The organism is Alistipes megaguti (assembly GCF_944320325.1).
GTDB lineage: Bacteria > Bacteroidota > Bacteroidia > Bacteroidales > Rikenellaceae > Alistipes > Alistipes megaguti.
This window is the reverse complement of record NZ_CALUHA010000048.1, coordinates 1-12,815: the sequence shown is the minus strand read 5'-3', so window position 1 is coordinate 12,815 and position 12,815 is coordinate 1. Positions and strand designations below refer to the sequence as shown.

General features: G+C 56.7%; 7 protein-coding genes. All 7 read left to right on the top strand.

The window, feature by feature from the left end; genetic code table 11:
• The first annotated feature begins 127 nt into the window (after nt 1-127).
• The 7 genes from PUQ42_RS09795 to PUQ42_RS09765 all read left to right on the top strand — a co-directional run bounded on the left by PUQ42_RS09795 (nt 128) and on the right by PUQ42_RS09765 (nt 12,536).
• Nucleotides 128-679, top strand: coding sequence for an RNA polymerase sigma-70 factor (locus PUQ42_RS09795; protein ID WP_273373312.1), 552 nt, complete (start codon nt 128-130; stop codon nt 677-679).
• A 71-nt stretch (nt 680-750) separates the two neighbouring features.
• Entirely contained in the window at nt 751-1,734 is a 984-nt protein-coding gene (locus PUQ42_RS09790; protein ID WP_273373311.1) for a FecR family protein, read from the top strand.
• 159 nt (nt 1,735-1,893) lie between these two features.
• Nucleotides 1,894-5,454 (top strand): SusC/RagA family TonB-linked outer membrane protein, encoded by a 3,561-nt coding sequence (locus tag PUQ42_RS09785; RefSeq protein ID WP_420534965.1) that lies wholly within the window; start codon nt 1,894-1,896, stop codon nt 5,452-5,454.
• Between the two features lie 13 nt (nt 5,455-5,467).
• A complete protein-coding gene (locus PUQ42_RS09780; protein ID WP_273373309.1) occupies nt 5,468-7,222 on the top strand; it encodes a RagB/SusD family nutrient uptake outer membrane protein in 1,755 nt (584 codons plus the stop codon).
• 26 nt (nt 7,223-7,248) lie between these two features.
• Nucleotides 7,249-8,124, top strand: coding sequence for an endonuclease/exonuclease/phosphatase family protein (locus tag PUQ42_RS09775; RefSeq protein ID WP_273373308.1), 876 nt, complete (start codon nt 7,249-7,251; stop codon nt 8,122-8,124).
• Between the two features lie 6 nt (nt 8,125-8,130).
• The gene (locus PUQ42_RS09770) at nt 8,131-10,374 is read left to right on the top strand and encodes a DUF5689 domain-containing protein (RefSeq protein WP_273373307.1); all 2,244 of its coding nucleotides are present in this window, start codon (nt 8,131-8,133) and stop codon (nt 10,372-10,374) included.
• A gap of 65 nt (nt 10,375-10,439) precedes the next feature.
• On the top strand, nt 10,440-12,536 hold the full coding sequence (locus PUQ42_RS09765) for a beta-glucosidase (protein ID WP_273373306.1): 2,097 nt from the start codon (nt 10,440-10,442) through the stop codon (nt 12,534-12,536).
• The last annotated feature ends 279 nt before the right edge of the window (nt 12,537-12,815 follow it).

Genomic DNA, 12,815 nt, shown 5'->3' with positions numbered 1-12,815 from the left:
ATCGTGCGCTTTCGAACGGCCGGTCGGGCGGCTGGCTCTTCACCGACGAGATCGTGGTCCGCTGATTTGCGGAGACTCCGATTGTGTTTGACCGAATTTATCCGTATTTTTGCGAAAAGTTTTTCTCGTGGAGAGCGAACGCGAAATATTGGAACGACTGGCGCGTGGAGATCGGACTGCTTTCGATGCTGTCTACTTGCATTATGCTCCCAAGATTGAGGAGATGGCTTTTTGGATGTTGAAAAACCGAGCCGAGGCCGAGGATGTCATGCAGTCCGTTCTGTTGAAGGTCTGGGAGCGGAGGGTCGAGATCGCACAGATGGAGCGGTTCTCCCGATATCTTTTCGTTATGACGAAAAACGCGATCTTCGACATCTACAACCATTCGCTCATCCATGAAAAATACAAACTTTCCCGATTGACCTCCGTTCACTATTTTCGTGATGATTCGCTGGACAAGCAGGTCGAAACCGATGACCTGACGCTGCTGATCTCCATTGCCGTCGACAAAATGCCCGATCAACGAAAGAGAATTTTCCAGATGAGTCGTTACGAAGGACTGTCGAACCGCGAAATCGCCGAAAAACTCCAAATCAGCGTCAAGACCGTCGAAAACCATATGACCGCAGCCCTCAATCAATTGCGGAGGTTGCTCGCCGTTATCTCGATTTTTTTCTGAAAACTCGCCGCCCGGACTGGGGGTTAGCCGCTTGTCGGTCGTTCTATATCATGTAATCGAAAACCCGAACCATGAAGAGCGACCGGATCAATGAACTCGTCCGTGGCTTCCTGCACGGAGATCTGCCGAAAGAGCTGCAATGGCTTTTCCGCCGGTGGATTCTCGCACCGACCGACCGGGAAGAGAAGGAGCAGGCCTTGTATCAGGCCTGGAATGACTTGCTGGAAAAACCCGTGACCGTTGATTATCGTTCCCGGCTTCCGGAGATGCATCGGAAAATCGAAGAGATGGAACATCCCGTCATCCGACCCCGTCTCGGAGGATGGCGGCGGTGGGTTGCCGTGGCGGCGCTGGTGGCGCTTGCCGTCGTGGGCGAGTATCTCTTTCTGAACTCCTGGTTCGAACACTCCGATTCGGTCTGTCTGGTCACGGCTCGCAACAGCAAGGGCGAGTTCCTGTTGCCCGACGGTACGACGGTCTGGCTCAACGGCGACAGCCGGCTGACCTATCCCGAATCGTTCGATGACCGGAACCGGCGCGTGGAACTCGACGGTGAGGCCTTTTTCCGGGTCAAACACGATGCCGAACACCCCTTCCTCGTCGATATGGACGTTATGCAGGTCGAGGTCCTCGGTACGGAGTTCGACGCCCGGCATCGTCTCGGATCCCGCTATGCCGAAACGATCCTTCAATCCGGAAAGATCCGGATTCTCGCTCCCGGACTCGAAAAGGAGATCCTCCTGTCTCCCGACGAACGCCTGCTCTTTGACCGCCAGACGGGCTGTTTCTCCGTATCGGCCGTCGCCGCAAGCGACTATTGCAGCTGGACGGCTCACCGGCTTGTCTTTGCAAACAAACCCCTCTCGGCCATCCTTGTCAACCTCGAACGGTGGTACAACGTCCGGTTTCTCCACGATGACTCGATCGACTTGTCGGCAAACCTCTCTTTCCAGATCCAATATGAATCCCTCGAAGAGACTTTGCGTCTGATCGAACGCATCGCACCGGTTCGTTACGAAATTCGGAACGACGTGGTATTCCTCGGCCCGAAATAATCTGAATGAGTTGTGAAAAACAAAAAAACGCTATGCCTATGATGAACTGACAGACGGAATAAAGATGGAGCGGGTGTCCCTACCACCCGCCCCGTGACTTAAAATTGAACCTGTCGTAGAACGAGCTACGAATGATGAACTTTAAATCGTTACAAAATTATGAAATTTTTTGGACAATCCGACGGCATTATCCCCTGGGGACGGTGTTTGTTCGTAAAATTTGTCTTGGTTTTGGCCCTGCTCCTCGTGACCCGGGGTGCCGTGGCGGCCAATCCCCCTGTAACTCTGCATCTGAAAGATGTTTCCGTTGCGGAACTGCTCCGCAGAATCGAAGCGCAGGGGCAATATACCTTTGCATACAACAATGCGGATATCGACCTGACGAAAATTGTCTCGATCGATGCCGATGCCTGGCCCGTCGAACGGGTCGTTTCGAAGTGTATTCCCGGCGTTCAGGTCTCCGTCGAACGGAACAAGGTCATCCTGACGCCCGTCCGGTCCGCTGAAAACCTGCCCCGCAGAATCTCCGGCAAGGTGGCCGATACGGCTGGAAATCCCGTCGTCGGGGCTACGGTTCTCTTCAAAAACGGCGAGACGGTCAAGGGTACGACCTCCGGCGTGAACGGGGATTTCATCTTTGAAGGTGTCACTCCCTCCGACCGCGCCGCAATCGAAGTCTCGTTCATCGGTTTCGAGACCCGGCGGATGCCGGTCGGGACGAAGACCTTCTTCGACATTGTCCTGAATGCTTCGCAGCAGAGTATTGACGAGGTGGTCGTCGTCGGGTACGGCGTCCAGAAGAAGGCGAACCTGACGGGTGCTGTCGCCACCGTTTCCCAGAAGGAGTTGAAGGACCGTCCCGTGTCGAATGTCGGGAGGGCCTTGCAAGGCGTAATCCCCAATCTTAACGTGACGCTCTCCTCGGGACAGCCCGGAGCCGGTGCTACCTATAATATCCGCGGTACAACCTCACCCAATGGCGGAAGCCCGCTGATCCTGATCGATGGCGTGGAGACCTATCCCGACCGGATCAATTCGAACGACATCGAGTCCATTACGGTCCTTAAAGACGCCTCCTCGGCAGCTATCTACGGTGCCCGCGGCGCATTCGGCGTCATCCTGATCACAACCAAGAGCGGCCGGTACAACGAACAGGCCGAGGTCTCCTACAACGGCTATTTCTCGGTGTCGAGTCCTACGACGTCCACTGATTTCGAAACCCGCGGTTACTATTCGGCCAAGATCGCTGACTTCTTCATGATGTCGACCCAGAATACGCCTTACACCTCCTACACCGAGAGCGACTACAAGGCGCTTTGGGAGCGGCGTAACGACAAGACTGAAAACCCCGCCCGGCCGTGGGTCATCACCGATACCCGCAACGGTCGCAAGCAGTATGTCTATCTGGCCAATTTCGACTGGTACAACTACCTCTATGACGACAGCCGTCCCACCTGGGACCACAACATCAACATCAAGGGCGGCACCAAGTCTCTCTCCTACATGGTCAGCGGCCGCTACTACCAGCAGAAGGGGATCAACCGCATCGAGCCCGACATGTTCAAATCCTATAATTTCCGCGTGAAGTTGCAGGCCGAGATCAAACCCTGGCTCACGATTGCCAGCAACACCAAGTTCTTCCAGTCGAACTACAAGTATTACGGCTACGAGGACGAGTACAACAACTTCCGCAAACCCACGCTGCACGCGCTGGCGTCGTTCGTCCCCGTGAATCCCGACGGCACTGCCGTGTCGCACACCTCGATGACCAACTCCTCGACGCACTACGTCATGGACGGTTACAACGCCATGATGCAGAAGGGAAAGAGCTTCGGAAACAAGAAGACCCAGGAGTTCACCACCACGTTCGAGGCCACGTTCAAGATCCACAAGAACTTCAACGTCAAGGCCGATTTCAGCTATACGCAGGGTTATCTCCACAACGACTACCGCAGCGTCAATGTCGAATATTCGCAGTATCCGGACGAGGTGCTGACCGAACCCGAGGGCAGTTTCCCGAACAGCTATAAGGAGGTTGTCTGGGACCAGAACTATTATGTGGCCGACGTGTACGGAACCTACAACAAAACGTTCGGCGGCAAGCATAACTTCACGGCCATTGCCGGATACAACTACGAGGCCAAGTATTACCGCGATCTGACGGCTGCCAACGACGGACTTCTCTCCGAGGATCTCTCGGACTTCAACTTGGCCAAGGGTACGACCAACTTCACGCTCAACGGCGGACGCAACGAATACGCCATCATGGGTTGGTTCTATCGGGTCGCCTATGACTACAACGGCAAGTATTTGGCCGAGGTGAACGGCCGTTATGACGGTACCTCGCGTTTCCCGCGTGGAAAGCGTTACGGCTTCTTCCCTTCGTTCTCGGCCGCTTACCGCATCAGCGAGGAGCCCTTCTTCGAACCGTTGCGCGAGGTGGTCGACAATCTGAAAATCCGCGTCTCCTACGGTTCTCTCGGAAACCAGCAGATCGGATACTACGACTTCATTCAGACCATCACGACGAAGGGCTCGATGGGAGGGTATTCGTTCGACGGAACGACTCTTGGACAACATGCCACCGTGAGCGATCCCGTCTCGGGCGACCAGACCTGGGAAAAGGTCATTTCCAAGAACCTCGGTCTCGATCTCAACATGTTCCGCAACCGCCTCTCCCTCACTGCGGATTTTTACATCCGCGATACCAAAGGTATCCTGGGCAAAGGCAAGTCCCTGCCCTCGATCTACGGCGCCTCGGAACCCCAGGTCAATGCCAACAACCTGCGTACGAAGGGGTATGAACTTTCGCTCGGATGGCGCGATTCGTTCAAGCTTGCCGGAAGCATGTTCAGCTACGGAATCGTCGGCACCTTCTCGGACTATACGGCCAAATATACCAAATGCGACAACCCCTCCGGCCTGATCGGGGACCCCTATGAGGGCAAAACCTACGGCGAAATCTGGGGATACAAGGTCGACGGACTGTTCCGGACCGACGAGGAGGCTGCCGAATATGCGGCGAATGTCGACCTGTCGACCGTCGCTGCTGGATGCTACTCCGCAACGGGTGCCTATGGAAAGGGCGTGCGGGCCGGTGATATTAAGTACCTCGACCTGAACGGCGATCATATCGTCAACGGCGGAAAGGGTACGCTGGAAGATTCGGGCGACCGGCGCGTGATCGGTAACTCCACGCCTCGGTATCAGTACGGTGCGACGTTCAATTTCTCCTGGTACGGCTTCGATTTCTCGATCTTCTTTCAGGGAATCGGACACATGGACTGGTATCCCGGAGCCGACAACATGCGTTTTTGGGGTCCTTACTGCCGTCCCTACGCCACGTTCATTCCCCGAAACTTCATGAGTCGGGTGTGGAGCGAGGAGAATCCCGATGCTTATTTCCCGCGGGCCCGCGCCTATACGTCGCTCAGCGCTGCACAAGGTACGGCCTATTATACCAACGATCGTTATCTCCAAAACCTGGCTTACTGCCGGTTGAAGAATCTCACGATCGGATATACGATCCCCAGGGCATGGACTTCGAAGGTCGGAATCAAGGAGTGCCGGATCTATTTCAGCGGCGAGAATCTCGCCACCTGGTCCGCCTTGAAGAGCGATTACCTCGATCCCGAACAGGCGGCGGCCGACTCCGACAAAAAATCCAACGTCTATCCCTGGTGCAAGACCTTTTCCGTCGGTCTGAATTTAACCTTCTAATGCGACTGCCGTTATGAAAAAATATCTTTTTTATCTGATTGCCGGTATTCTGCTTGGCGGGTTGTGCGCCTGCGAGGATCAACTCGACCGCTTCCCCAAGGATCGGCTTTCTCCGGAAAATTTCTTTCGTACGGAGGAGGAGTGCCAACTCTATACCAATGATTTCTATACGATGTTCCCCGACGGGGAGGACATCTACGGCGAATCGGCCGACATCATTGCCAAAAAGACACTGACCAGCGAGGTCCTGGGTAATCGTACCGTCCCCGCGACGGCCGGGACCTGGTCGTGGACCAAACTGCGCGACATCAACTTCTTCCTGCAATACTCCTCGAATTGCACCGATGAGGATATCCGGCTGGAATACGAGGGGCTGGCCCGGTTCTTCCGCGCCTGGTTCTATTTCGAGAAGGTGAAGTATTACGGCGATGTGCCCTGGGTCGACAAACCGATCGATGCCAGCGACCCGCTTCTGTTCGAAAAGGGACGCGATTCCCGGGAACTGGTCATGCAGAAGGTGATCGAGGATCTCGATTTTGCGATCCGTTACCTGCCCGTGGAGAAATCGGTGTACCGCGTGACACGCTGGACGGCTCTGGCGCTCAAAAGCCGTGCCTGCCTGTTCGAGGGCACTTTCCGGAAGTATCACGGCCTCGGCAATTTCGAAGACATCCTGAACGAATGCGCTGCTGCGTCGGAACAGTTTATCAGCGAGAGTGGATACGGAATCTATACCTCCGGGACCACACCGTATCTGGATCTCTTTTCGTCGCTCAAAGCCATCGACTCGGAGATCATCCTTGCACGGGCCTATAACTCGGCTATCGGTCTCAAACACGATGTGAACGGCTATCTGACCAGTATTACGATGGGGCGTCCCGGACTGTTGAAGAACATCGCCAACATGTATCTCATGAAGGACGGCACGCCGTTCACCTCGCAGCCCGGCTGGGAGACGATGTCGTTTGTCGAGGAGAGCCTGAATCGTGACGGGCGTTTCGCGCAGACACTCCGTACTCCCGGTTACAGGCGGATTGACGAGACGACCGAATCGGCGCCGAACCTCGCCGCGACGATGACCGGGTATCAGCTGGTGAAGTACCTCCAATCGGCCAAATACGACTCCTACAATGCTTCGATGAACGATCTGCCGTTGTTCCGCACCGCCGAAGTTTATCTCAACTACGCCGAGGCGAAGGCCGAATTGGGAACGTTGACGCAGAATGACATCGACCTGACGATCAAGCCACTGCGCGACAGGGCCGGTGTGGCGAATCTTTCGCTCGACGAAGCCAATGCCCATCCCGACCCCTATCTGGCTTCGGCCGAGACCGGGTATGCCAACGTAAGCGGGGACAACGCGGGTGTGATCCTCGAAATTCGCCGTGAACGGACCGTCGAACTGCTGATGGAGAACCTCCGCTATTGGGATATCATGCGCTGGAAGGAGGGCAAGCGTTTCGAAAAACCCTTCACCGGCCTCTATTTCCCCGGCACGGGCAGTTACGATCTGAACGATGACGGCGTGGACGATGTCTGCATCTGGTCGGGGACCAAGCCCGAAACCGAAGCCATCACCGTCTATGAACTCGGCAAGGATATCCTCCTGACCGAGGGCGACCACGGCAACATCATCATCCACACCACCTATACCCGGACCTGGAACGAGGAGCGGGACTATCTGTATCCCATTCCGACTGACGATCGGGTACTCACACAGGGTGCCATCTCCCAGAATCCCGGATGGAACGACGGACTGAACTTTTGAATGAAAACCACTTAAAACGAATTGCAATGAAACTTACCAGATTCATATTGGTGACCCTGTGCGGATGCAGCCTGGGTCTTTCGGCTACGGCCTGTTCCGATCTGAAAGGCGACAACTCCGATTTCAACTTCGGGGATACAACCTCCGACGTGCCGGAAAATCCCTATCAGGAGCAGGGATACGGACGGTTGCCCAATTCAGTGCGGCTGGCCACCTACAACACCCACCGTTGTGAGGGATGGACCCAGAACTCCGGAACCGACCGGGCCAACTACAACAATACGGCCAAGGTCATCTCGCTGATGGATCCCGACGTGATTGCCTTGCAGGAACTCGACAAAAATACCACCTGGCATGCGGCCGACCAGTTGCAGGAACTGGCCGACAGAACGGGGTTGAAACCCTATTACTGCAAGACGATCGACTATCGCGGCGGGGATTACGGCATCGGCATTCTGTGCAGGATGGAGCCCCGGAAGAGCTGCGAAGGCGATCTCCCGGGTGAAGAGCCGCGCAAGTTCTTCCTGGCGGAGTTCGATGATTTTATTTTCATCGCTACGCACTTCTGCCACAAATCCGAGGAAAACCGCAAGCGTTCGTTCGAGATCATCACGCAGTACATCGCTGAAAACTATGCCGCGTGGACAAAGCCGATCTATCTGGTCGGAGATCTCAATACTGCGAAACTCCCGGAGGCTGCGCTGGAATCCTGGCAGATCATCAGTACGTCGGCCAATACGTTCGTCAACTCCACCTCGCCGTCGAGGATCGACTACATCCTGGTCTACACGAAGAACAACCCTGTTTTCGAAGTGCTGGGAACGGCCGTGCCGTCGTATGAGCAGATCAACGTGATGACCGTGTCCGATCACCTCCCCGTATTGGTTGACCTCAAAAAGTAGACGAAGATGAAAAAGAATCTTTTGAATCGGTTCTTCCGGTGGTCGGCGGCTCTGACGCTGCTCCTCGCCACCGGGGCCTGCAAGGAGGAAGTTGAACTCCCCCGGGAGTCCATTTCGTTGAGTATGCATGCCATTCTTGCGCCGTCGTTCGCCACGTCGTTCTCGTTCGACATTCAGGCCAACTGCGGATGGCAGATCTCCATTGTCGGGGAGGATCCGTCGTGGATCAAACTCTCGGCGACGACCGATACCGGACTGGCTACCGTGACGGCCTCGTTGCTCGAAAACGACACGCCCGGAACCCGTTCGCTGACGCTGCGCGTCGCCGCCCGCCGGGATGCCTCCATCGCCGAGGAGATCCGTTTTGTCCAGGCTTCGGCTTCGGGGGAAGGTTATCTGGGCATCGCCGATCTGCGGGCGTTGGCTGCCGACGGTGACTATACCGTATCCGAGGCGCTCAAACTCCGCGGTGTGGTTGTGTCGAGCGTTCAGGACAACAACTATTTCGAGCAGTGTATTGCGCTCCAAAGCGCTCCGGAGCCCGGATGCGGAATTACGCTGCGCACCGACGAAACGCTCTATTACAACATGGGCGAGGAGTTGGAAATTGCACTGGAAGGGGCGGTTGTCGGCGTGAACCCGCAGACCGGAGTCATGGAACTCAAACCGCTGTCCGACGACCGGGTGACTCGTTCCGAAACGACGCAGGTGACTGTCGAGGCGCTGCAAATCTCCTATGAGGAGCTCTGCTCGGGAGACTACGAGTCGATGTATGTCGGGATTTATTCCCAGGTCTTTACTCCCGAAGACGGATCGTTGAGCGATCTGACGATGATGGACAACCCCTCGATGCAGGATCCCGACAACAACCGTTTCCGGATGCTGACCGATCAGGCCGCATCGTTCGGCATTGATCCCGTGCCGGACGGCAGCGGAATTCTCAAAGGCATCGTTGTCCCCGATGCCGGAACCTATGCTATCCGTCCGTGTACGGCCGGGGACAAGGAGCTCGACGGCCTGCGTTTCGGCGCTTCGGTCGGAATCCGTCTGCCCTATGTCTTCTCGCTCTATGCCGCTTCGCAGAACAACAAGGACTGCAAATACGTTACCGTGACCGACGGAACGTTCAGCAAACTGGGTTCCGACTTCAAGGTCGTGGACAAGAACGCCGACGTGGGTGTCGTTTTGACGGCCAAGGTCGCGCCGACCTCCAACAGCAGCTATTTCCGCTTGACGCATTGGGCCGATGAGGGTGCTCACGACAACATCCCCGCCAAGTCGATGGTGTACGGGCAGGATTCCTATTTCCTCTTTACGGTTCCGCTCGCGGAGGACATGCCTGCTACGCTGCGCATCTCGTTCGGAATGTCCGGGACGGGCGGCGCTCCGAAGAACTGGGCCCTGGCCTATTCGACCGACGGATCGCGGTATGTCACGCCGTCCGACAACTCGACGGCCATCTCTATTCCCGAACCTATCGCCAGCAGCGGTTACTTCTATTACTTTACCGTGAAGTTGACGCCGCAGGTGCGCCTCATGAAGGGGCAGACTCTCCTGTTGAAACTCTATCCGACGGACGATGTCAGCTGTAACGGCGGTACGGCCGGTTACAACTCCGATTCGCGCCTGCACTCATGTCTGGCCATCGAGGCGCTGCCGTCGTTCGAGACGCCGAAACCCGACGGAGCCCTCTATTTCGAGCCGTTCGACAACCTGACCGAGGGCCTCGACTATCTCTATGGCGACAAGTTGGCTGCGATGCTGAACTACTGCGGCAGCGACATCGCCAACTGGGACGAGTCGCAGAAGAACGGTCTGTCGGGAACCAACGTCCGGCAGCGTCCGGGCTATGCCCAGATCGGTTACGTCGAGTCGCAGGCCGTGAAGCGAGCCGAATATGTGAATCAGGTCGGCGCGTTGGTTACGCCGGTTCTCGGGGCTACGGGCACGCTGAATCTTTCGTTCAAGGCGATGGCATACAAAACCTGCTCGGACCGTCCTGACGCCAAACCCTCTGAACCCAAAGACAAGAAGGGTGATCTGACCTCGATTGTCGTCGAAGTGGTCGGCGGTGGTACGATCGACGGTGCGACAAAGAAGGTGGTTGACGGCCTGTCGACTTCGCAGTTCGATACCTGGTCGCTGACGATCGAGAACGCTACGGAAACCACCCAGCTGCGCTTTACGAGTGATGCCGCGGAGGAGGATTTCTCGCGCTGGTTCATTGATGATATTTGTGTAACCCGATAATATTTTTGCTCATGGATGGGGAGCGTCCGGCGTGTTGTGGCGCTCCCCGTCCTGATTCCGATACCATGATTCGCAAAATTTCGATTACTTTGGCGGCCGGATGTCTGGGGCTCTCGGTGGCCGCGCAGCAGTCGGTCGGTTGGGACGAGGCCTACCGGCAGGCCGACGCCCGGATTGCCGGGCTCACTTTGGATGAGAAGATCCATTTCATGCGGGGATACTCTTCGTTCTTCTTTTACGGAGTCCCCGAGAAGGGCATTCCTTACCTCTACCTTTCCGATGCGACGCAAGGTGTCCATCTGCGCAACAATCTTCCCGATACGACAATGGTCCGGCAACTGGCGCGTTCGACGGCGTTTCCTTCACCGGTCATGCTCGCTTCGACGTTTGACCCCGATCTGGCGTTCCGCTACGCCGAGGCCGTGGGTGAGGAGTGCCGTGCGGGCGGCATCGAGGTGCTGCTCGGCCCTGGCGTGAACATCGCGCGCAATACCCAGTGCGGACGTAATTTCGAATATCTGGGCGAGGATCCCTGCTTGGCATCCGCGTTGACGGCCGCCTATGTGCGGGGCATGCAGTCGACCGGGACGGCCGCTTGCCTGAAACACTTCATCGGCAACGAAACGGAGTTTTACCGCCGACGCTCGAACTCGCTGATCGACGAACGGGCGTTGCATGAAATCTACATGCCCGCATTCCGGGCCGGCATCGAGGCCGGGGCTGCTTATGTGATGACCTCCTACAACCAGCTCAACGGCGAATGGACCGGGCAGGATGCTTACGTCATCGGGAACCTCCTGCGTGGGGAACTCGGGTTTCGAGGTTGTGTGATGAGCGACTGGAGGTCGGTTTATGATACGGAAAAGATCGTCAAGTGCGGGCAGAATGTCGAAATGCCGGGCCGTCACGAATTTTTCGACGAAGTGCGGGCGTTGCTGCGCGATGGACGGATTACGGAGGCTGACATTGACCGGATGATCCGTCCCAACATCGCCACGGCGATTGCTTTCGGCCTCTACGATCGGGAGAAGTATCAGCCTGCGCTTTTGGAGCGCTTCCCGGAGCATGCCCGGCTGGCCGGTGAGGTCGCCGCAAAGGGCGCCGTGCTGTTGCGCAACAACGGCATCCTGCCGCTCGATCCAGGGCGCCGGATCCTGCTTACGGGACGCTTCCTCGATCAGGTCCCCCGTACGGGCGGGTGCTCATCGGCCTCGGCCGAGGTGCTGGGATACGACAATATTACGCTCGCCGAGGCCATGCGTGCGGAATTCGGTTCGAACGTGCAGGTCGTGGCACACCCCTCGCGCGAGCAGTTGGCCGAGGCCGATGTTGTTGTCCTTTCGGTCGGAACGATTGATGTCGAGTCCTTCGAGCGCCCCTTTGCGTTGCCCCGCGAGGAAGAGGCTTTTATCCGGATGGCCGTAGCGGCGAATCCGAATACGGTGATTCTGGTCAACACGGGATCGGGAATCCGCATGACCGGCTGGAACGACCGTGCTGCTGCCGTGCTCTGCGGCTGGTACCCCGGGCAGAACGGCATGACGGCGTTGGTGCAGATCCTCTCCGGAAAGATCAACCCTTCGGGAAAACTGCCCGTCACCATTGAGCGTGAATTTGCAGATTCGCCTGCTGCCGGAACTATGCCCGCCGGTGCGGAGTTCTATCACAAGGCTCCCAGAGCCTACAACGAAGCTTTGATCGGGGTATATGACGTCGATTATGCGGAGTCCGTTCTGGTGGGTTACCGCTGGTATGAGACCAAGGGGATTCGGCCGCTCTATCCGTTCGGTTTCGGGCTTTCCTACACCTCGTTTGCTTTGTCGAAACCCCATGCTGCCAAACTCTTCCCCGAGAAGGACGCGTTGAAGGTTCGCATCACTGTGACCAACACGGGGAAGCGTGCCGGTGCGGAGGTCGTGCAGTTGTATGTCTCGCAACGGAATCCCTCCGTGTTGAGGCCGGTGAAGGAGTTGAAGGACTTCCGTCGTGTCGAACTGGATGCGGGGGAGAGCCGCGAGGTCGTTTTCGACCTCGATCGCGAGGCGCTGGCTTTCTGGGATGATGTGAAGCATGGCTGGAGGGTTGATTCCGGTGAGTATATACTTTCGCTCGGAACCTCCTCTGCGGACATCGACTTCGAATTGCCCGTGCGGGTAAAATAGCCACAGGTTTCCTGCACGAACCCGATTTCCCATCCGTGTGCAGGTGTTGCTGCCGCAATCCGGCGCTTTCCGATTGTTCTCGGGGCGCCGGATTCTTTTTTGCTGCGTTGGGCGAACCTGCGCGGACCTTCCGAAGATTGGCCTGCGCCGTCTGGTCTCTGTGGTTACTCCGATCGGGTTGCACGATGGAGCGCAGTATTGTTTTTTTTCGTATTTTTGGTGCGGATAAATTGTCGCTTGATTATGTCGTGTGATGCCGATTGTCGTAAACGGGAGATT

Bases quoted from the DNA above. Each gene is read 5' to 3' on its own strand.
- PUQ42_RS09770 (WP_273373307.1), top strand. From the start codon at position 8,131: ATGAAAAAGAATCTTTTGAATCGGTTCTTCCGGTGGTCGGCGGCTCTG.
- PUQ42_RS09765 (WP_273373306.1), top strand. From the start codon at position 10,440: ATGATTCGCAAAATTTCGATTACTTTGGCGGCCGGATGTCTGGGGCTC.
- PUQ42_RS09790 (WP_273373311.1), top strand. From the start codon at position 751: ATGAAGAGCGACCGGATCAATGAACTCGTCCGTGGCTTCCTGCACGGA.
- PUQ42_RS09775 (WP_273373308.1), top strand. From the start codon at position 7,249: ATGAAACTTACCAGATTCATATTGGTGACCCTGTGCGGATGCAGCCTG.
- PUQ42_RS09780 (WP_273373309.1), top strand. From the start codon at position 5,468: ATGAAAAAATATCTTTTTTATCTGATTGCCGGTATTCTGCTTGGCGGG.
- PUQ42_RS09785 (WP_420534965.1), top strand. From the start codon at position 1,894: ATGAAATTTTTTGGACAATCCGACGGCATTATCCCCTGGGGACGGTGT.